The organism is Pseudidiomarina halophila (assembly GCF_003987215.1).
Lineage (GTDB): Bacteria > Pseudomonadota > Gammaproteobacteria > Enterobacterales > Alteromonadaceae > Pseudidiomarina > Pseudidiomarina halophila.
In genome coordinates this window covers 628,111-649,268 of the sequence record NZ_PIPW01000002.1, presented here as the reverse complement: position 1 = coordinate 649,268, position 21,158 = coordinate 628,111, and the positions used below count along the sequence as shown (strand labels likewise).

At 49.7% G+C, this 21,158-nt stretch carries 19 protein-coding genes; 1 reads left to right on the top strand and 18 read right to left on the bottom strand.

What is annotated here, in order from left to right; genetic code table 11:
• The first annotated feature begins 22 nt into the window (after nucleotides 1-22).
• On the top strand, nucleotides 23-1,171 hold the full coding sequence (locus CWI69_RS09090) for a polysaccharide pyruvyl transferase family protein (protein ID WP_126763872.1): 1,149 nt from the start codon (nucleotides 23-25) through the stop codon (nucleotides 1,169-1,171).
• Nucleotides 1,172-1,181: 10 nt separating this feature from the next.
• On the opposite strand, the gene CWI69_RS09085 is transcribed toward CWI69_RS09090, so the two are convergent.
• The 18 genes from CWI69_RS09085 to gspG form a co-directional block, all read right to left on the bottom strand.
• Nucleotides 1,182-2,204, bottom strand: a complete 1,023-nt coding sequence (locus CWI69_RS09085) for a nitroreductase family protein (RefSeq protein ID WP_241971075.1) — start codon at nucleotides 2,202-2,204, stop codon at nucleotides 1,182-1,184.
• 97 nt (nucleotides 2,205-2,301) lie between these two features.
• Entirely contained in the window at nucleotides 2,302-3,609 is a 1,308-nt protein-coding gene (locus CWI69_RS09080; protein ID WP_126763870.1) for a flippase, read from the bottom strand.
• A gap of 214 nt (nucleotides 3,610-3,823) precedes the next feature.
• Nucleotides 3,824-5,365 (bottom strand): hypothetical protein, encoded by a 1,542-nt coding sequence (locus CWI69_RS09075; RefSeq protein ID WP_126763869.1) that lies wholly within the window; start codon nucleotides 5,363-5,365, stop codon nucleotides 3,824-3,826.
• Between the two features lie 231 nt (nucleotides 5,366-5,596).
• Complete coding sequence (locus CWI69_RS09070; RefSeq protein WP_126763868.1) at nucleotides 5,597-7,135, bottom strand: hypothetical protein; 1,539 nt, start codon at nucleotides 7,133-7,135, stop codon at nucleotides 5,597-5,599.
• 212 nt (nucleotides 7,136-7,347) lie between these two features.
• Nucleotides 7,348-7,572 (bottom strand): hypothetical protein, encoded by a 225-nt coding sequence (locus CWI69_RS09065; protein WP_126763867.1) that lies wholly within the window; start codon nucleotides 7,570-7,572, stop codon nucleotides 7,348-7,350.
• 99 nt (nucleotides 7,573-7,671) lie between these two features.
• Nucleotides 7,672-9,057, bottom strand: coding sequence for a hypothetical protein (locus CWI69_RS09060; protein ID WP_126763866.1), 1,386 nt, complete (start codon nucleotides 9,055-9,057; stop codon nucleotides 7,672-7,674).
• A 239-nt stretch (nucleotides 9,058-9,296) separates the two neighbouring features.
• A complete protein-coding gene (locus tag CWI69_RS09055) occupies nucleotides 9,297-10,901 on the bottom strand; it encodes a hypothetical protein (protein WP_126763865.1) in 1,605 nt (534 codons plus the stop codon).
• A gap of 259 nt (nucleotides 10,902-11,160) precedes the next feature.
• Nucleotides 11,161-13,212 carry a secretin N-terminal domain-containing protein gene (locus CWI69_RS09050; RefSeq protein WP_126763864.1) on the bottom strand — a complete coding sequence of 684 codons (2,052 nt, stop codon included), beginning with the start codon at nucleotides 13,210-13,212 and terminating at the stop codon, nucleotides 11,161-11,163.
• Between the two features lie 7 nt (nucleotides 13,213-13,219).
• Nucleotides 13,220-13,759 carry a hypothetical protein gene (locus tag CWI69_RS09045; protein ID WP_126763863.1) on the bottom strand — a complete coding sequence of 180 codons (540 nt, stop codon included), beginning with the start codon at nucleotides 13,757-13,759 and terminating at the stop codon, nucleotides 13,220-13,222.
• Entirely contained in the window at nucleotides 13,756-14,325 is a 570-nt protein-coding gene (locus CWI69_RS09040; protein WP_126763862.1) for a hypothetical protein, read from the bottom strand. Before CWI69_RS09040 ends, CWI69_RS09045 begins: the two co-directional genes overlap by 4 nt.
• On the bottom strand, nucleotides 14,318-15,487 hold the full coding sequence (locus CWI69_RS09035; RefSeq protein WP_126763861.1) for a hypothetical protein: 1,170 nt from the start codon (nucleotides 15,485-15,487) through the stop codon (nucleotides 14,318-14,320). The genes CWI69_RS09040 and CWI69_RS09035 overlap by 8 nt, the downstream gene beginning before the upstream one ends.
• The gene (locus CWI69_RS09030) at nucleotides 15,480-16,370 is read right to left on the bottom strand and encodes a type II secretion system protein GspK (protein WP_126763860.1); all 891 of its coding nucleotides are present in this window, start codon (nucleotides 16,368-16,370) and stop codon (nucleotides 15,480-15,482) included. Before CWI69_RS09030 ends, CWI69_RS09035 begins: the two co-directional genes overlap by 8 nt.
• Nucleotides 16,363-17,052, bottom strand: a complete 690-nt coding sequence (locus tag CWI69_RS09025; RefSeq protein WP_126763859.1) for a PulJ/GspJ family protein — start codon at nucleotides 17,050-17,052, stop codon at nucleotides 16,363-16,365. The genes CWI69_RS09030 and CWI69_RS09025 overlap by 8 nt, the downstream gene beginning before the upstream one ends.
• Nucleotides 17,019-17,450 carry a type II secretion system protein gene (locus tag CWI69_RS09020; protein WP_157984263.1) on the bottom strand — a complete coding sequence of 144 codons (432 nt, stop codon included), beginning with the start codon at nucleotides 17,448-17,450 and terminating at the stop codon, nucleotides 17,019-17,021. Before CWI69_RS09020 ends, CWI69_RS09025 begins: the two co-directional genes overlap by 34 nt.
• Nucleotides 17,437-17,850: a type II secretion system protein gene (locus CWI69_RS09015; protein WP_126763857.1), complete on the bottom strand. Its 414-nt coding sequence runs from the start codon at nucleotides 17,848-17,850 to the stop codon at nucleotides 17,437-17,439. The genes CWI69_RS09020 and CWI69_RS09015 overlap by 14 nt, the downstream gene beginning before the upstream one ends.
• The gene (locus CWI69_RS09010) at nucleotides 17,847-19,046 is read right to left on the bottom strand and encodes a type II secretion system F family protein (RefSeq protein ID WP_126763856.1); all 1,200 of its coding nucleotides are present in this window, start codon (nucleotides 19,044-19,046) and stop codon (nucleotides 17,847-17,849) included. The genes CWI69_RS09015 and CWI69_RS09010 overlap by 4 nt, the downstream gene beginning before the upstream one ends.
• A complete protein-coding gene (locus CWI69_RS09005) occupies nucleotides 19,046-20,737 on the bottom strand; it encodes a GspE/PulE family protein (protein ID WP_126763855.1) in 1,692 nt (563 codons plus the stop codon). Before CWI69_RS09005 ends, CWI69_RS09010 begins: the two co-directional genes overlap by 1 nt.
• Nucleotides 20,734-21,153: a type II secretion system major pseudopilin GspG gene (gene gspG, locus CWI69_RS09000; protein ID WP_126763854.1), complete on the bottom strand. Its 420-nt coding sequence runs from the start codon at nucleotides 21,151-21,153 to the stop codon at nucleotides 20,734-20,736. The genes CWI69_RS09005 and gspG overlap by 4 nt, the downstream gene beginning before the upstream one ends.
• Nucleotides 21,154-21,158 lie beyond the last annotated feature (5 nt).

Genomic DNA, 21,158 nt, shown 5'->3' with positions numbered 1-21,158 from the left:
TTATTTCTCAACACCGAACCATATGCTTAATATTGAAATCAAAGGAATTGGATTCCACAATAAGGGCGCTGAACTGATGCTCAATGCCATCATTGACCACTTTACTTCGATTTCTCCAAACGTCCGCTTCATAGTTGAGCTGCCCGTATCTCGCCGACAACTCAAACAATTCAACTTACATCTAAAAACCCGTTATTTAAGGCGCGGACACAACATTGTAAGGTTTTTAAACTTCTTACCCAAGTTCATTTTACACAAATTAAACATTGTTAAAGCGTCAGAAATTAATATGGTGATCGATGCTAGTGGCTACGCTTATGGGGATCCCTTTCCTCCGAGAGCTATTCGTAACAAACTCGCTTTAGAGCTGGAAAGCCTGAAACAGGCTGGCACACCTATAATATTGATGCCACAAGCATTTGGCCCTTTTAAAAAAGACAGCGTTCGGTCTGCTTTTCTACCTATACTGGAACAAGCAGATATTATTTTTGCGCGCGATGAGCAGTCCTTAAACTATCTAAACGATATAGCCAAAGTGACTACTCGAGTAGAACGTGCCCCTGACTTTACCAGCTTAGTCACAGCAGATGAGTACCCCCATTTTAAGCCCGGCCCGAAATCACTCTGTTTGATACCTAACTTAAAAATGTTGCAGCACACTAAATTAGCAGAGAACTATTTGGATTTTTTTCGCGCCCTGCTATGTAAAGCAAAAAAGTCAGGTTATGAACCGTTTTTGTTAGTTCATGAAGAAGCCGAAGATAAACCAGTTTGTGACAAGCTTCTTGAGAATCTGAAAGACTACGAATTTCCCGTCATTATTCCAGCCACGGCAAAAGAGTGTAAATGGGTGATCGGCAGATCTCGTTTAGTTGTCTCAAGCCGCTATCACGGATTGATAAGCGCACTAAGTCAAGCGACTCCAGTATTCGCCACGAGCTGGAGCCATAAATATCAGGCCCTGCTTAACGATTATGACAGTTCTGACAAGCTGGTTGATTTGAGCTCAGTTAACACTGAAGTTGAGCGCGTGCTTGAAATACTAAAATCGGATGAAGCTCTAAACACCATAAGAAAACATCTCCAACATAACGCAGAGACTCAGCGCCAGGAAACTCTCAAAATGTGGGCGACAATCGATTCTCTGTTAAGCAGCAAGTTTTCTGTTTGACTGTCCAAATCTATTGCCGCATCAAAACGCGGTCATCCTTCTTCGCTGAATACGCCACGCCACCCTCAGGGTCCGCGTAGCCTACCGCCATCAACATAATGGGGCGTTGGTAAGGCGCCAGTTGCAGTTCGCGCTGCATGGCCTGCTCGCGCGGCTCAATGTCAGGCCAATTGATCGGGCACGTGGCCAGACCCAGGGTTTCTGCCGCTAACATAAACTGCATCGCCGCCAGAGCGCCGTCAATGTATATGCAATGCCGGTCCCGTTCAAGTGGATACGCACTTAAATCGCCTACCACCACAATCAAGGCCGGGATCTGCTGGGCAAAACCGACGGTACCACCGGCGAAACCTGCAACGCGCGCCGCTCGTTCCGGCTCACTGATAAAATAAAACTCGTACGGCTGACGGTTACACGCCGACGGTGCCAGTGCTGCCATATTGAGCGCCCGGCGGATCAGTTCTTCTGGTACCTGCTCAGGCATATACCACCGCACGGACCGCCGACGCCGAAACAACTGTTCGAGTTGCTCAGGCTGAATGTCCGTCTCCGGCGCATCGGCGCGGCGATAAGGGACAGCATCGCCGGTCAAGCGATTAGCATCGCTCCGTTGCTGCCACAGCTCCCGCGCCTGCGCGATAACCGGCGTATCGGCCACTACGCTAAAATATTCTGCTAACACGTCATGGGCCCACTGCAATTCTGACTGCGCAATCACAGCACTTTGTTCCGCCCGCAAAAACATCGTCACCGTTTCTTCAATGTAGGCCTCTGCGAAGCTGGTGCGCCGCGGCCGCATGATCAAACCTTTTTCCAGCCGATGCGTGTTACGGCGTAACAAAGCGTAACTCTTTTGGTCACGGTTCAACGAGCGCCAGTACTCACGCCGTCCCTGAAGCACACCATAGTGCTCGCGGGTAAAGGTACGGCTGAAAAGTCCGTAATAGAGTGATGCGCTCCAACGCGAATGGGCGAACAACGGCAGCACGCGACGATGCAGCGCTTCGGCCATCGTCCGCAGCTTCGCTTTCATTCCACTCGGCAGTAACCGACGCGCAAGGGTTCGGAGTCCCATAAAATTGGTTTGGTCTCATTCGTAAGCAAAAACTGAGTTTATCAGCAACGCCCGTTTATTTAAATCGTAAGTGATGCCAATAACGTGCGCCAAGTGTCAGTGGCAACAGCAAGGCGCGGGTCATCTGCCAAGCCATCGGCCGGGTCGCGGCACTCAGCCAAAAACTAAAGTAGCCCGCAGCGGCATACGCCATCACCGTTGCCAGCGCTGCCCCCATGCCGCCGTAGCGTGGGATCAGCCAAAGGTTAGCCAGTACGTTAAGTATCGCGCCGGCGCCATGGGTCACCAGCGAAAATCTGGTATAGCGCAGCGATAGCAGCCATTTACTCGCCACCGCACGCATAAACACAAACACCCCGGCCCAAATATGCAGCGTCAAAATTGCTGCGCTCGCCTGGTACTCCGCACCAAACAGCCAAGGTACCAGCACAGGTGCCGCTAAACTCACCACCACAGCGATACTAAGCGCGAGCAGTAACATGGCATCCAATAAGTGTTGCACGCGCGCTGTGAACCACTGAGGCCGTTTCTCACGGTGTTTCATTAGTACGGTAAAGTAGGAACTTACAATTGCCACCGCCAGAAAGTACCAGGCTTCTGACAGCCGCGCAGCCAGCGCGTACTGGCCCAGGATTTCGTCAGTGGTCATATGACCCAGCATGATCTGGTCGATTTTCAGGTAAATCGCTGCGGCCACGCCCGACAGCACAAGCCAGCCGGTTTGTCGGAACAGCAGCCGGGCATAGCTCAGTGAAAAGTCGCGCAAGCCTAACCAGGCGCGCGTTGCCTGCCGGTAGAGCAGCAGCAGACCACCATCGGCGACGACGTATTCAGCGGCAAACACCACAGCGATCCAGAACAAATCCTGGGTCCACCACGCCACCACAACTTTCGCAATACCGCTGGCTAAGACCACAGCGCCGCGCACAAGACTGACAGCTTTGTGCGCAAGTCGCGCCTGAAAATAAAAGCGCACCACCTGAACAGCCTGGGTCACGCTGGCCAGTGCCAGCACTGCCAGTGCCATGCGTGCCTCGAGCGTTAAATCACTGGCCAGCAGCACCCAGGCCAGCAACACGCCAAGGCCGAGTACCGCACCCAACAAGCGCATTCCCAGGGTCGTCGCCATCACCTGTTTGGGTTCATAGCGTGCTTCGACCAGCTCGCGGGTCACCACATCATTCACGCCCAGGGCGGCAAGCGGCAGCACTAGAGTGACCGCCGCTAACACATAGGCCAGCTGACCAAACACTTCGGGACCTAACGAACGGGCAAGCCACAGCGTCACGGCCAAATTAACCGCCATGGTAAACACGCGTTCAATCATCATCCAGGAAGCGTTTGCCACTACCGCTCGTGTCATGTCCAACCCTGATTTTGCAAAGAGGCAAAAAAAAGCCCCAAGTTATGGGGCCTTAGCATACTGTTTCGTAGCCCGTAGTTCTACTACGGGTCTAATCTGATGTTTTCACCATGGTCGAAACATCAAAAAAAACCCGCAGTAGAACTGCGGGCTACGTTAATCTGACATTGTCGATGAATCCGAAATAACCCGCAGTAGAACTGCGGGCTACATACTAGTCGCGCAATGGTGTCTCTTCAAAAACGCGCTGCGAGTCGTTCTGCACCCAGCCGCGGTCACTGCCACCAACATTGTAAGCTGAATACACTTCAATATTGGCTGGATTCTCAGGCACCGTCACCATGATCGAGACTTTCTGACTGTTGTCCAGCAAGCCACGGGCAAACATCGCTTCACGCAATGCACCGGCAATCTTGGTAATACCTTGATTCGCCACCAAGCCACCAAGGTCATCGCTACTGAAGTGCTCACGCCCACCCGACTCAGTGATCACGTCAATATAAATTGGCGGCACATCGTCGCTGTATTCTTTCTGGCTCTTGTTGGTGACATACAGAATCTGGTCAATACCGGTGCTACCAGCCTCAGCCGACTCCTGCGCTGAATAAGGCATGTACGGGATATTCGTTACAGAACCGTTGATATCCCACTCCCCGTAAGAAATCGTCGGCAGCGTATAAGTGAAAATTGTGTCGCCAATTTCTTTTAATGTGTAGTCAGTATCCGAACCGATAAAATTGCTCTGATCGTAGTCAACCTCAGCACTAACCGTAAACGAGCCGTCAGGTAATAATTCCGTTCCATTTGGATAGAAATCTGCTATGGCAGTACGATCGTAGCCTGGTGAATCACAAACCTGTACAACTTGATCAGCACTCACTGACTCGATGACACATGGTGTTTCACTATTAATCTGACCGTTAAAATCCAGCGTTTCTGTTTGTGGGTTGCTATCAACTACCCAGCTGAACATGTTCGCACCCGAATAGATCACCCGGAGACTTTTTGGACGCAGATATGAATTTGGTACATATTTCCCAGGATTTAAAAACCAAGGGTGCAACACGCGTACTTTCACTCTATCACTTGAATAACCATCCGCGAAAGTCAAACGATAGCTGTCGATAACATCGACTGTCCGGTCAAACAACCAATTGGATTCCTCGGTCATCGCCCCGGTACGCGTATCATACTGAAACTGGTCATACATGTAATAAAGCTCAGCTTCACTGTTTTCACTCACATCAAGTGGATCCGGCGAGTTACCTGCGGTATCCGGATAATTATCGTAGCTTGTGCGTGAGAATGTACGCATGGAGTAACTGTCATAAGCAGCCAGTTCATCCGTATCCGCTGTGACTGCACCGAAGTTCAGCTTAACGCCTACAGTAGTATTACCCGTTTCACCAAGTTCAGTAATACGGTATTTCAGCCAGGTTTCATCTGCATCTGCATCGTAACCTGACGTCACATAATCTAGGGTTACGCCTTTCTTACCTGATGTTGCTTCAACATTTAAAGTGGTCGCAAGGCTGGCAAAGCTAACTACGTTTTCGCCGGGGAAGCTCAGCATGATAAAGTCACCCTCGGAGTATTCGTCCTGCAATGTTACTGAAATAGGGAACGAATTCAGCGTGGCAGCGATATCAAGAAACTGATTAGAGACGCCTGCATTATTTACAGAGAGATCTGCCGCTGTAGCAGTGCTGCTCATCAGGATAAGTGTAGCAAGTGAAGTGCGGAAAATATGTTTCATTATAGTTATTCTCTTAAATTTAATGTGTCTTATGTTGTTTTAGCTATGCTAATTTAACACTTTTTCTCCGCTACTGTCCAGACCGTAGCCCGTAGTTCTACTACGGGCCTAACCTGACGTTTTCACCATTGTCGAAACATCAAAAAAACCCGCAGTAGAACTGCGGGCTACGTTAATTTGACATTGTCGGTGTATTCGAGTTTTACCCGCAGTAGAACTGCGGGCTACATACTAGTCGCGCAATGGTGTCTCTTCAAAAACACGCTGTGAGTCATTCTGCACCCAGCCGCGGTCGCTGCCACCAACATTGTAAGCTGAATACACTTCAATATTGGCTGGATTCTCAGGCACCGTCACCATGATCGAGACTTTCTGACTATTATCCAGCAAGCCACGGGCAAACATCGCTTCACGCAATGCACCGGCAAGCTTGGTAATACCCTTACCAGCGGTCAAACCACCAAGATCATCACTACTAAAGTGCTCACGCTCACCCGACTCAGTGATCACGTCAATGTAAATCGGCGGCACAAAGTCATCATAGTCCTTCTGGCTCTTATTGGTCACATACAGAATCTGGTCAATGCCAGTACTTCCAGCTTCAGCCGATGCTTGTGCTGAATAAGGCATGTATGGAATACGCGTTTCAGAACCGTTGATGTCCCACTCGCCGTAGTCAAGCTCTGCTAACTCTACGATGTAATCCGGCTGTTCCCCACTGCGCAGGGTATAGGGCACAGTTGTCGAACTAGACACACCATTTGTAAAAATGCGGCCTTGAGCTTTGAACGTACCACTTGGAATGAGCGCTGTTCCATTCGGTGTCAAGGTGAGGTCACTTCTAAAATGTCCAAGCGCCGTTGTTTCACATACGGAAACCAGTTCGCTCTCAGACACTAATTCAACTTTACATCCACTGCCGGTGGCGCTTGCTTGGCTACTGAAGTCAAATGAACTGGGGTCATTCGGAGATTCGTCAATAATCCAACTGAACATATTAGCGCCGGAATAGGTCACGCGACGTTCATAAGGTGCAGCCCAACCGTCGAACCAGCTGACATCTCTATTTTCATCGATATCCCAAATTACTGTGTCGCTTGTACCTGAAGTAAATGCAACGCGGTAATCATTGATGACATCAACGGTGCGATCAAAACCCCACGTACTATTGGTCAGCATTTGGCTGTAATACTGATATTGAATCGCAATCGAAACCAGGCTCACAGAGTTTTCATCAGAAACATCTAACGGGTCCGGGGTATCGCCCTCGGCATCTGGATAATTGTCGTAGCTGGTTCGGGAAATGGTCTCAACTGATAGGCTATCCAGGCCTTCCAATTCAGGAGCATTAATCGTTACGTTGCCAAGATTAAGCGAGACCCCGACGGTGGTATCACTGCCACTACCGGTAAGTTCGGTTACGCGGTACTTGACCCAGGTTTCTTCATTTTCAGCGTCATAACCTGCGGTCACGTAATCGAGCGTTACGCCCTTCAAACCAGAGCCTGCAGTGCTTGATGCACTTGGGTCTAAGGCACTGGTATCCACGATATTCTCGCCCGGAAACAGCAAAATAACGAAATCGCCTTCGGCGTATTCATCACGCAAAGTAACAGTGATATCGCGCGTGTCAAAAGTTTCAACAAAAGACAAAAATGCGTACGAGACAAGTACATCGTTAGTGGAAATTCGACCTGCGGGCGCTGCCGCCGCGATTCCATTCAATAATAATGCTGCGATTGCAGTTGAGAGTAAGGTTAACTTTTTCATCAGAATCCTTGCAAGCCGATTACATTTCCAGATGAAGGTAATGGCTCTATTTGTTGTTTTTAGATAGAGGTTTTAGCCTGCTCAGTCTAAAAAACAATGATGTTGGTCACAACAGTTTTACACGATCCATATAATATGCACGGATGTTGTTATTTCGTTAATACATTAGTGGTGAATTCGTGATAACCCGCAGTAGAGCTGCGGGCTACGGGTTATGGTGTGTTGTCGTAAACGCGCTGGGAGTCGTTTTGTATCCAGCCGCGGTCGCCGTCAACGTTGTAGGCTGAGTAAAGCGTGAGGCCCGAGCCAGATTGTTCGACGATGACTTTCAACTGCAGCATTTGCTCCTGTTCAAGTAGCCCTTTCATAAATAAGGCTTCGCGCAGCACGCCAGCAAGCTTTGTAACCCCTTTAGCAGCGCGTAGCCCGTTCAGCATCTCGTTACTAAAATAATGGACCTTCCCGTTGGGCTCGACCACATCTATAGCTACCCGCGGAGGCAAATCATCCGAAGCCGCGTCATATCGGTTATTGAGCTACAGGATCTGGTCGATGCCTGTAGCTTGTTGTTGAGTCGCCGTTTGCGCGGCAAACGGCATAGCAGCGACATTCATGACCGCCGCGTTCAGTCCCCACTCACCAAACGGAATCGCCGCCAAAGTCGTCGTACCCTCTGTAGAGGCCGGGTTAGAAAGACCATAAACCACGTCAGCATTGAGTTTAAATTCCCCGTGTTCCACAATTTCCTGGCCATTCAGTGTCAGTCTGATACTTGCTGCGCTAAGCAAATCGCTGCCATCGGTCATTTCGGTAACACACTCAAAGGTTAACTCGTTTTCACTTAAGCTCAGTAGCCCGCATTTGCTGTCACTGAAGCTAATCTGAGTAGAATAATCCTGGATGGCATCGGCATGGTCGTAATCTATTATCCAGGAGAATCGTTGCGGTCCCGTGAGTTGGTAAACCACCCGCAGTGGTTGCGCAGCCAAATCGAAAGCACCGGATCCGAGCTGATAAAATCCTTCGTCGACATCAGCTTGTGCCCAACCTGATGCGGGCACAAAAAGACGCCGGTAGGGCTCTCCTACATCAACGGTGCGTTGAAATAACACCTCCCCGGCAAGCAATTGCCACTGATGGTCAAGCTCAAACAAAACAGCCGAGTCGTGTTCATGCTCGTCAATCCTGTCCGTTTGCCCGCTAGTGCTATCGGGATAATTGTCATAACCTGTCCTCGACAGCGTACGCACGCTAAACGCCGGACCGAACTCGCTTAAGGCACTCGCGTTGAATGTCACTGAGCCGAAGTCAGCTTCAGCACCAACGGTGCTCAGGTGCACTTCACCGCTGATGGCAGTGACACGATACTTAGCCCAGGTTAAATCCTGGACAGTATCGTAACCTGTTCCTATTGCATCGAATGTGATCCCGCCGTGCGCTAACAGCAGATCCGGTGCTGTCATAACCCGCAGTAGATGCTCTGACTCACTAATGTAACCACGACACAACTCATCGGTGGTTAACCAGGGGTAAGTGGTTTGCGATTCGTAGTGCCAGTGCGTGTACTGAGGATACTCCGCCACGGCCGTGTTACACGGGTGTTCAATTTCGGTATCACTGTTAAAGGCGAAATTTACCGTTGGCAGATCATATTCTTCTTTGGGATCAACCCATACGGTGTTGGGCAAACTTTCAGTATCGACGATGCCGTTGCCGGGAAATTCGAAAATTAAAAAATCACCAACTACATAGTTATCACTTAGGTTAACGCGCAACGGCTGGGAGTCGACGCTCGACACCAGAGACAAATATTCATGTGATGTTTTCAGTGAAGAGGTTTGGCTTAAATCTGCTGTATGAGCAGGAGCACATAGTAATGCAGCAGCACACAGCGTCGCTGTGTAAAGGAGTTGAGTACGCATGTCCATATTCCTTGTATCTGAATCAGCAGCGTAACAGCTCCAACAAACTTGCGGTGTGAGATACGCTGGGTCCTTTGTCCGTTTTTACCGCAAAGTTAATTTAGCGCATGCTCAGGAATTGTACAGTTTTTTTTCTTAGTTTTTAGTCAGTTGGTATATAACAAGCAAAAAAAACGCTCCCCGGAGGGAGCGTTTTATGTTTTTGTATCTCAGTTTCTTTTAGATACTGATTTATACAATTATTGCGGATTGGTAGCTGGATGATAAACGCGTTGTGAATCGTTTTGTACCCAACCGCGGTCAGAACCACCGACGTTGTATGCTGAGTAGATTTCGATCAACTCTGGGTCTTCTTCAACTACTACTTCAAGTGCAACCTTCTTGCTAGAAGTCAACAGACCTGCAGCAAACAATGCTTGACGCACTTGACCAGTAATCTTAGTGATACCAGCATCAGCTTTAACACCGCCTAAATCAGCGTTGCTAAGTGTACCTTCAGTACCATCTTCTAAGATGTAACGTACTGTGATACCAGGCATTGGGCCTGAGCCGTAGCCTGACGCATTTTTGTTGGTGATGTAGATGATTTGGTCAATCGCCAAACCTGCTTCATTCGCTACTGACTGAGCTGAGTAAGGCATGTAAGGGATAAAGGTTACAGAACCGTTGATGTCCCACTCACCAAATGCTTTTGCATCAGTTTCAGTTGAGCCTTCAACTGGATCTGTTGTAGCACCATCGCTGAAGTTGAACACAGCTGAGATGGAGAACTTACCATTTTGAACAACTTCTTGTTGGTTCAAGTTGAAGGTAACAACCTCTTGACCAATAGCGTCACAGCTGAACATCAACTCGTTTGCATCATGTGACGGAGTGCCACACGTAGCGCCACCAGTAAATACCACCTGATCCACAGTTACAGTATCAAAGGTACCTGAGTATTGGAAACCAGCAGTGTCAGTGTCGCCGTCGGCTAACCAACCGAACATGTTGTTACCAGTAACGCTCACATCAGCACTTTCAAATGTAGCATTCAACATAAAGTCGGCAGCGTTATCAACTAAGGTGAACTCACCCGCGTCAGACGTTGAACCTACGAAAACTTTGCGGTACGCGTTGCCTTCAACGTCAATTGTCTCGTCAAAAACAGTCGCGCCGACGGTTAACGCAAACTGGTCACCAGTTTCAAACAATGCAGCAGTATCTGCGGTATCAAGTGGATCAACACCAGTTTCTGTTGCTTCACCGCTACCGTTGTAGTTTTCATAGTTAGGACGCGCAAAGTAAGTTACGTCAAAGCTAGAAGAACCTTGGATAGCTGAACTGTTTACGGTTACAGAGCCGAACGGAATGGTAGCACCGACAGTGCTCGACCCGCTGGTACCAAGATTTGTAACACGATACTTAACATAGGTGTTACCCATAACGTCTACGTCAGACAATACGTAGTCAACAGTGAACCCTTTAGACTGATAATCGTTGGTACATGTGGTATCGCTGTCAGCAGGATCTGTTTCACTACCAGTAGTACCTGTGCCGTTGGTACACTCGGCACTGGTATCGTCAAAACCCACAACTACAGTTTGCGAAGCAACATTGATGCTTGTTGTAAGGTTGTTCAGATCTACTGAGTTTTCACCTGGAAAGGTCAAAATCAGAAAGTCATTTTCTGTGTACTCGTCATTAAGCGTTACAGAAATTGAGTTTGATGCGGCTGTAGCATTAACTTCCAAATATTCATTCGATACGGTCGTAACCGACGACGAGATGTCTGCAGCCATCGCGCCTGTGCTGACACCAGCAAGAGCTAGTGCGACCAGCGATTTTTTAAACATGTTTGTCATGATGTTCTCCAATTTCATGAAATAGAGTTTTGGCTTTCGCCACTTCCTCTGTTGTTATCAAATTAGCCTTAAGGCTGCTCCGATATTTTTGAACTAAGTCTACCTTTCTTATTGAGTTAGCCATAATTCAAATCTCTCTAAGTCAAGCGCACATTTCTGTGCCCTTTCCCAATTAATTTCACTTCGCCTGTTACTTTACCGTGTTTTTATAGTATTGAATACCCTCGGTAGCAACATTTTCGCAAAGTTAGAAGCAAGATTAGTCGTTAAGTTGAATGGTTGTCAAGCCATCTGCAATAGTTTGGCGAATTTCTGCCCACTGATCGGTGGAATCAATAATTCGCGGCGTAATGAAGATCACCAACTCCGTTTTTTCAGTGTTGCTATTCTTACCTTTGAACAGATTACCTAACACTGGGACATCTGACAACCCGGGTACGCCACTGTTACCATTTTGTTTACTTTCCGAGATCAAGCCGCCTAGCAATATTGTCTGACCGTTTTGCGCAAGCACTTCAGTTTGAATAGTGCGCTCGAAGACACTCGGGCTGCCGGCGACCGTCGGTCCACCGGAGGATGTATTCGAAATGGTCTGGTCAATTTGCAGTACTACCAAGCCTTGTGCATTAATGGTCGGAGTGACCGTTAATTGCACACCGGTTTTGCGATAAACGACATTCTGTGTCTGACTTTCAAAGTTTGGATTGGTGGTCACTGAGCCAATGGTCGGAATATCATTACCAACGCTTATGCTCGCAGATACACCGTCACGCACCACGATAGTTGGATTGGATATAATGTTAATCAAACTGGAACTTTGCTGCAAGCGGGCGCGCACTGACGAAATACCATCGGTCCAGTTGACAAAGAATCCACCCATATCACCCACACCTAAGGCACCTAAGGTGCCGCCGGTAATTTTCCCCGAGCGAAAAGCGAATTCAAAACCCTGGGCAAATTCGTCCGTTAAGGTCACCTCGGCAATGGTGGCATCGAGCACCACCTGTTTCGGCATGACATCGAGCTGCTTGATAATCGGCAGCAGAGCTTTGTAGTCGGAGCCGGTCGAATGAAAAATGATCGAGTTCGAACGTTCATCAACGGTCATGCGCAGGTTTTCGTTCTCAGCGGATATACTCCCGCCAGACCTTGCACCGGTGCTGCCGGCATTGCTACCACGTTGTGCCTGCGCCGAGCGGGTGTCACGACTGTCATTACCACCGCCCATATCACCGCCAATTAATGTACCGATGGACTCGCCCAGGTCATTTGCCCGGGCATAACGCGGATGGTAGATGTAATAACTTTTCTCCGCGCCCTGACTCGGTTGATCAAGCTTTTGAGTCCAGAACTGTGCACGTGCCAGCACCTCTTCATTGGACGCAAACATTGCGACTGAACCGAGTTGCGGTACAGGCACCGTAAGTATCGCCACACCACCGGATGGATTATCCCCCACACTAATACCTTCGGCATCCATCAGACTCTTCAACTGTTGAATATAATCACTGGGGCTGATGAAGGTTAAATTCACCATGGCTATGTGACGTCCCCGGGTGGCTGGTACGTCAAGCAGCTGAATGAGATCCAATAACCGCAAAATCTGTTGTCGTTGACCTTCAGCAAAAAAAGCATTCTGGCTCAGTTCTGCAGTTAAGCGCACATCAGTCAAACCGCGAATGGTACGTTCCAGCGTGGGTCGTAAACCATATTTTAATGGGATGACCTGCAGGATTCGTTGCGCTGTATCCGGTACATCCTGAGGCCGGCGGCCTAGCCCAATGGCAACATCGCCCCGCTGACTTGCATTCACCGGAAAGATATAAAAGGTATTTTCCCGTAACGAAACTTCTAAACCGTTGTCATTTAGTAATTGCCGCGCTAAGCGGAAAAGCTCACGTGAACTCACGGCATCTGCAACGTTTAGGGTTACTGTTTGTGCTAACTCATCTTGTGTAGCGATGACATAATTGCTTGACAGAGCCTGGCCAAATACTGTTTCAACGAAGGCGCGAAGTGGTAACTGATTCGCACTAATCTGCTGCTGATCGTTGTCACTAAACTGTAACGCGGGATCGCGGTCACTGCCCAATGCTGATGACTCAGTTTGCATGCTTTGCATACGTTCAAAGCTACTTTCCCGAAGGTTACCCTGACTACCACCCGGCATTTCGTTTTCATTAAGGACTTCGCCGTTTTTTACTTCCAGTCGATTAGGCTTCACCTCCATAGGATCAGGAATTTGAGCACACCCCCACAAACTAAGAGCTGCAACTAGCGCAACGGCGTTTTTTGACATCGTTAAATTCATGGCCTGTTTAGTCCTCTACTTTGCGCTGATAGTCAAATATCGGCACGGTGACACTGTCGTCGCCGTGTTGGAATACAATTTCATTCACTCGAACTGCGCTAACTGTGTAGTCGCCTAATTTCTCGCCAAGAGTACGTTCGATGAACTCGACATCTCGTTCAGTGTTATCCTGAGCTTCCATAATAGCAACCTGTTTGCCGCTATCAGACGTAATTAAAATGGCTCTCAGGCGCACCCGCAAAGGCCCCAGATCAACACCCCCCTCAAGCAAGGGTTTCTGTTTGCTGGCATTATCTGTCGCCTCTGGTCCTGCAGCAGCTTGACGCTCTTCCCGGCGTTGGTTCATCCAGGCGGTTAGTCCATCGACCACCTGAACATCGCTAACCTTAACGTTCGACGCGGCGGCAAGTTCGTTGGCAACCGCATTTGCATCGGTGCCTGGCACCCATAAGCGCTGGCTGAAGTCTATGAGGCACAGAACGGCAAATACTCCTGCCACCAGTAACGCGGTTCTGTCGATATGTCGGATGCGGGTAAGCCAGCTCATTGCTCACCTCCAACCGCAGAACGGGTGGCAATTTCCAAAATGAGCTCCAGGCGCATTTGTGGATCGCCCGTCAACTTATTACGGCGGTTGTTAGCTGAGGTTAAGCTCGCATCAACAAAACGAATGGAAGGTAACTCCTGGGTCATTTCTAAATGAGTTTGTGCCAATTGTGAAACCGGTCCTTCCAGGCGAATTTTTGCCCGTTGCAGATCTACAGTTGCCGACACGCTTTGTGAGTCTGTCATCCAGTTAAATTCATCAACGTTAACGCTGTATTTCCGCGCAATGCTTTGCACTTCGCCCTGCAACTCAATACGCATCATGGTTTTGTCGGTCGCCATTGGAATGGCAGCTAGAATCTTCTCTTCATTAGCTTGCACTGCTGCCGATAATTCCTTGAGTTCTTCCTGATTTTGTAGCAATTGCTCACTGCGTGACAAACGCTGCTCAAGCAACGTCAGTTCGTCATGCTGTTGATTCTGGTAATCCATCAGCGGCAGAATAACAAACTGAATGCCTGCCAGAATGGCAGCAACGATAAGGAGTTGTCGTTGTGACTTACTCATCCGTTGCCTCCCCGGCAGTTGGTGATGCTGTATCTGCTGGCATCACCTTTTGTTGCCAGACATCACTTTCGGTGAATGCAAACTTGATAATAAATCGCTGCTCCGAACCGTTCGATCGCACCGGTGCGTCGAAGTCAGCTTCGGCTACTGCCGGACTGGCATTCAACTTTTGCAAAAAGGGTAAAGCTCCATCTGCAACACCACTTAACATGAACGTTTGAAAGTCACCGCGTAAAAAGTTTAACTGCAGCTGCTGTTCTTCGATGAGCCGATACACCTGCCAAAACTGATTCACTGCCTGCCAGTTGGTCTGGTATTTTTCCAATGCTTCAATATTTTGTCGGGCGTCCTGCATGGCTGTTTGCTGTTGCAGCACAACGGCGACATCGTCATCAATAGCCGCTAACTGCCGCTCCAACCACCAGCGCTCACCGAACAAATACAATGTCGATATCGCTGCATACAGGGCCACTACTGCAGTGCTGGCGATCAAGGTTTGCCGCCACGGAAACGCTCGCGTGGTTGACACTCGCTGCCAGCCTTGTTGCCACATACGGTAACCAAGGCGCTTTACCCCTTGTGGTAAAAGTGCTTGTAATTGCGCAAGGGTTATTGTTTTCGGGGTTTGTTCGGCGGCGGCACCTAAAGCTAACTTTGCTGTTTCAGCGGTTTTCAGTAACGGCGATTGCAACGCACTTTTCCACTGCTTGTCGTCGCACAGCATAAAATAGACGCGGGAATCTGCGCCGATCTGGTAAAACCCGTTATCAAGTGCGGCATTCAGTACCAGAGTTTCAGGCAACACAACGTAACCCTGCGCGGCAGCTGCCAAACCGCGTTCTGTTAGACGCACGGTCAACACCTGGCGTTGGCCGTCATGTTCTGCACCAATAAAATGCATTACCGAAGCGTCGCCATCATCGCGAAGCTGCACAATTTTCTTCAGCTCGCGCTGTGACCTGATGGCAAAGGTCTGCCACTGCTCCTGATAGAGCTGTCGTGCCAATACCACAACAGGTACGCGTTTGGTCGGCGCTGCCACAGGCTCAGACGAGGTACCCTGATACCAGCTAAAGTCCGCTGCCACACGCCACAGGCCCTGGGTAAGCTGTGCTGATAGACGGTTAAGGTAGTTCGACTGATTCGGCCTGGTTTTACTCATTAGATATGCTTTGTTGTTCGCGAAGATAGCGCTTGTATTCTATCGTCCTTGGGTTTTTATCATGTGCCGCATAAATCACCGCGCGACGTAACTGTTCACCAGTCACTGGATCAGTAATGGTTACACGTTGTTCGTCGCTAGGGTATAACGACACCCCGAAGCCTGTATCCTGCCCGGAAAACTCTTGATAAATACCCGCATAATAATCGCCCGAACGACGTAACGCGATGATAGTATCAGCTTGCCCCGAGGTGAGCAAGATTGGTAATAAAGCGTCTGGTGACCAGGCTCCGTTAAAGGGTAAGATTTTTGCTGTGACTAACGGACGTAATCGCTCGATCAACTCCTCCGTCCAGCCGGGTACACCGGTGAGTTCGTTGACGTGCTGAAGATAAAGCTTTTCGGCACCATAAAGTCTGTCGCGCAAAGCCTCAATCATGGTATTGGCCTGTACTTCGCCGACGCCCAGCGTAACCAGCAATTCGCGCAACTGCTGATTGGCCTGGTTAATGCCAACCAGACTGCCGATATTTTGCAGGCGCACCTCAATGCCATCAGGTAATGGGTCGTAGGCTACCCGGGACGGTAATTTTAAGCTGCTTGGATAATTATGGAAATTTAAGTTTGCTAAGGGCTCACCGGCGTTAAGCATGTCATACCAATCGTTGGTCAGTAATACGAAATCAAGGTAATTTGCTGCAGAGTGTAGCGCCAGTTGTTGCTCCGTCTGATCCTGTAAGCGCTGGGCCCGCTCGACTTGCTGATTGGTTGTCGCTGACATCATCAGCAGCAACATCGAAATAATAGCGACGATCAGCAGAACCTGAAACAGTGCCATGCCTTTTTGATGATGATCGTTACAAGCGGCCGAGTTCTTAAACATCTGTCGTGTACCCCCCGAGTATATCGATACTCGCGTCGGATACCGTGATTAGCCAACTCATGCCGTTCAGGTTAATGCGTATTGCCATAGGGTGGATAACCCTTTGCACGCCATCGTATTCACTAAACCATTCGGGAACATGTTCCACGGTGTTCTCTGCCGAAATCATATCGCGTCTTACATCGTAATTTTCCCAGCCAAAGTAACTGAAATTAAGTTCGCTAATATTGTCGTAGAGAACACGCCGAAAATTAAAGGGCAAAACCCGGTCGGTTTCTTTAAGAACGAAGCCACTGAGCAGTGCCTCTTCATAAACCAGACGCCAGTTACCATCCTCGTTGCGTTCACGAAACAGACGATAAACAGCGGGAACATTTGGGCTCTGAACACTCGCCGACGCTACCGCCGTGAAGCCTTCTTCACGGCCGAGGAAATAAAACCCTAATTGTTCCATTTGCATGTTTTTAAACACCACCTTCGGGTACGTATGCTGCGTTACCCGCTGCACCAGAGTGGTGATGTGGTGGCGCTCCATGGCGGCGTCCATGTTGCCTTTGTTGCGTTGCCAGTTCTGGGTGAAATAGTCGTAAGCCAGCGCGCCACCTAACATCAGCAGCGATAGCAGCACCATGGCAATCAGCGTTTCAATTAAGGTGAAGGCGCGCTGAGTCGTTTGTCCCATACCAGTTCCTCATAATTGAAAGTTCGTGTGCTGGTGCCAAAGCTGAATTCCAGAGTTACCGCATACAAGCGGTAGCGCGGGCCGTAGGTGGCGAAGCCGAGTTCTGAATCGCTGAAATACTTTGACGGAGGTTCATAGGCGACCTGTTGCGCGGTCCAGTGCGCGACCACGCCCTGGCTTTCCAGTTCCTGTTCGCGGACGTCGGTTTCGCGCAAGGCGAACTCCACTGCGCTGCGCACCACTTCAACCTGGGTCAATAGATGGGTGACCTCAGCGGCTTTGGCTGAGTTGCGCATGTTGTTCTGAAAGGCCAGCATAGCGGTCACCACCGAGGCGGTGAGTATGGTCATGGCGATCAATACTTCCAGCAAAGTGAAGCCGCGATTAGTTGCTGTCATCGTCGCTTCCTTCAATGCGCTCCGGGTTGAGCCGGGTTTGCCGCTGACGCTCGCCTTCCAGCCAGAAAAGTAGGTCATTTGACCAAAATCCGTGGCTATTTACATCAAATGACTGCCTTTTAAATTCAATAAAATCGAATTTGTGTATTGTCGGTTCATTTGAACCACTCTTTAGCAGCCATTGATTTCCTTCCACCTCAAGTTCAAAGTGCTGGAATTCAGTGTAAGCCCGAAATGTGACGTCATCGATTATACGCAGCAGCTGTTCGCGCTCCTGCGTCACTTTGGTACGTTCGTATTGCTCAATGGCTACCGGGCCGATGAGACTCGCTGCCACCCCGACGATGGTCAGTACCACCAACAATTCAATCAGGGTGAAGCCCCAGCGGCGTCGGATCATATTGGCATGTCTGTGACCGCAGAGATACTGAGCATCATGATCACCACGACGCTACCGACCACAGCTCCCATAAATAAGATGAGGATAGGTTCAAGAAGGCTGGTGAAGCGGGTCACCCAACCGTAAAACGTGCGCCGCGAGCGATCAGCGATTTCGCCGAATACACGGGCAAGCTCGCCGCTTTCTTCGCCAATTTTCAGCAGTGCGGCATAATATTGCGGATACAGCCGGGTTTCACTGAGGCTCAGCGCCAGACTTTCACCACGGTTAATTTTTTCTGCGGCACGCGCAAGTTCCTGTTGCAACGCGGTCGAACGCAGGGTTTTCTGTGCCAGCTTCAGGCTGCGGTCAATTGCCACGCCCGACGACAACATGACATTCAACGCAGCATTAAACCTGATCCGCTCCACCAATAAGTTGGCATTGGCGACAACCGGCATGCGTTCGCGCAGCCAACTACGCAACGCGCTGACCTGCGGATGCTCGCGCCAGCGCCACAGCACGAAGGCACTGACAATAATGGCGATCAACATCCACAGCTGGTAATTAATGAAAAATTCACTCACTGCCAGCAGTGCCACGGTGTACCCGGGTAACCCTTCCTGGTCACGGAACAAGGTACTAAGATTCGGTACCACGAAATTGAAGATAAACAGAATGGCGCCAATACACACGGTTAAAATCACCGCGGGGTAGACCAGTGCCTGTTTTATTTTGTCATTCAGGTCGAGTTGGTAGTTGAGCTCAGCAGAGAGTCGGTCAAAGGTGGTGGCGAGTTCGCCGGTCTCTTCAGCGATCTGCACCAAGCCCACATACAATGAACTAAACACCGAATAGGGGCGCAGTGCATCGGAAAGTTTGTGACCTTGTTTGAGTTCCTGTAACACCGTGCGTAAAAATTGCCGCAACGCAGGTTTTTCCACGTTCTGCAAAAGTATTTCCAGGCCTTTGTCGACTTTCAGGCCGGAATTGAGCAGTAGCGCCAGTTCCGAGGTGAAGAACTCGACATCCTTCAGGTTGAGTTGGCGCTCGCCAAACAACGCGGTGCCAACGTCGGTCTGTTTGGCTTTGATACTGGCAATTAGCAGTTGTTGCTCTTGCAGCTTAGCTTTGGCACCGGCTAAATCACTAGCTTCGATGGTGCCCTCCTGACGCACACCACTCGCGTTATAAGCGGTGAACTGAAATTGCGCCATTAGCCTGCCACCCGAACCACTTCTGCCAGCGTGGTTTCACCACGCATAGCTTTCAATACGCCATCTTCCAGCAAGTTGCGGAAGCCTCGCTCACGGTTGAGCCGCCGTGCTTTGCTCAGGAAGTCAGGCTCGCCAAGTAATTCGGTCAGTTGTTCGTCGCAGCGCATGTATTCAATCAGGGCCACTCGCCCGGCATAGCCGGTGTGGGCGCATTTTTCGCAGCCCACCGCACGCTGAAAGCTCTGTGTCACTGCAAAACGTTCCTGTAGCCACTGCATTTTCATTTGTCGATACTGCAGTTCTGCTTCGGTATCTGGCGCTTTGCAGTGTGCGCACAGCTTACGTGCCAGACGCTGGCCGACGATCACTTTAATTGCAGCCGCTAATAAGAATTCTTCCACGCCAAGATCGAGCAAACGCGTGTACGCACTCGCGGCGTCGTTGGTGTGCAATGTACTGAATACCAGGTGCCCGGTCAGCGCCGATTGCAGGGCGATGCCTGCGGTTTCCTGGTCACGGATCTCACCGACCATGATGATGTCGGGATCCTGTCGCACCACTGAGCGCAGTGCGTTGGCAAAGGTAAAGCCGATGTCGCTTTGTACCTGCACCTGATTAATACCGTCGAGCTGATATTCGACCGGATCTTCAATGGTGATAATTTTTACGTCGGGCGCATTACGGCGCGATAAAAATGAATACAAACTGGTGGTTTTACCGGAGCCCGTCGGACCGGTCAGCAAAATAACTCCGGCGGTCGCCTGGATGTCCTTTAACAGCTCGGTTTCAACGTCTTCTTCAATACCTAAGGTTTTTACGTCGTAGGCGAGGTTGCCCTGCAGCAAAAAGCGCATCACAACCGATTCGCCTTCACCCACCGGCAGCGCCGAAACCCGCACGTCAACGTCCATGCCATCGATGCGCAGTTCAATTTTGCCATCCTGTGGCCGGCGCTTTTCGGCGATGTCCATATTCGACAGGAGTTTCAGTCGGGTAACGACCGGCAACACCATGTGCATAGGAATAAAATCTGCTTCATGCAATACGCCGTCAATACGGTAGCGCACGCGGCCTTTGCCTTTCCATGGTTCAATGTGCATATCAGATGCACGGCGGCGAAGCGCTTTGGCAATCAGGTTATTCAGCAGGTTGACCGTCGGTGCTTCAGAAGCCAGTTCCCGCAGGCGGTCTTCTTCAAGCACGGTCAGATCGGCATTTTCGTTGCGCTGACCCGTATTTTGCTCGTAACGGTTCTTAAGCTGCGAAAACTGTTCGTCAGTAGCAATTTTTAACTGCACCGGTGGGGTCTGCTGCGTCCCCACAAATTCTAACAGATCGGTAGCGGTCGGATTAGTACAAGCCACCAGCAACTGCTGTTCGCTGTAGGCCAGTGGCAGACAGTCGTGTGACAAGCACTGACGCAGCAAACCTGCCGGGAGTTGCTCCTGCAATGCCTGCCAGTGCTCATCATCGTCAATCAGTGCTTTAATTTCGTTGTCATTCACCCGTTCAAGTTCATACACCTGGGCAAAATAGTCAGGTAAGAACTCCGAGCTCAGTGCCCCCATACGCACTAAAATCTGTTCCAACTGGCCGCCATTGCGGCTTTGGAACTGTAGCGCCTTACTCAAATCGTCGGGATTGACCCGAAAACGTTCAGTGAACAGGTGATGCACTGTGGTTTCGCTCATTGCAAAATAATATCGGCGTTGGTTTCTTCGCCGCCTTCACGTCCGTCTGCACCGTATGACATTAGTGTGAACGGCTGGCCGTTATCACCAGGCATTTTGTAAAGATAATCGTTGCCCCACGGATCAGGCGGCACGTCTTTTGGGAAATACGGTCCCTGCCAGTTCGGTTCGTCGCCAGTCAGCAATTGATCCAGCTTCTCCGGATAACGTCCCATATCTAAACGGTAGGTGTTTAGCGAGGTTTCCAGCATCTTCATTTGCGTCTCAGCGGTTTTGATTTTTGATGAATCGACCTTCGAGAACATTTGCGGTGCCACTAAGCTCGCCAACAAGCCTAAAATAACAATAACGATAAGTAATTCGATTAAGGTAAAGCCAAACGTTTTTTCTACGTTGCATGAGCGGATGCGCTTCATACGGT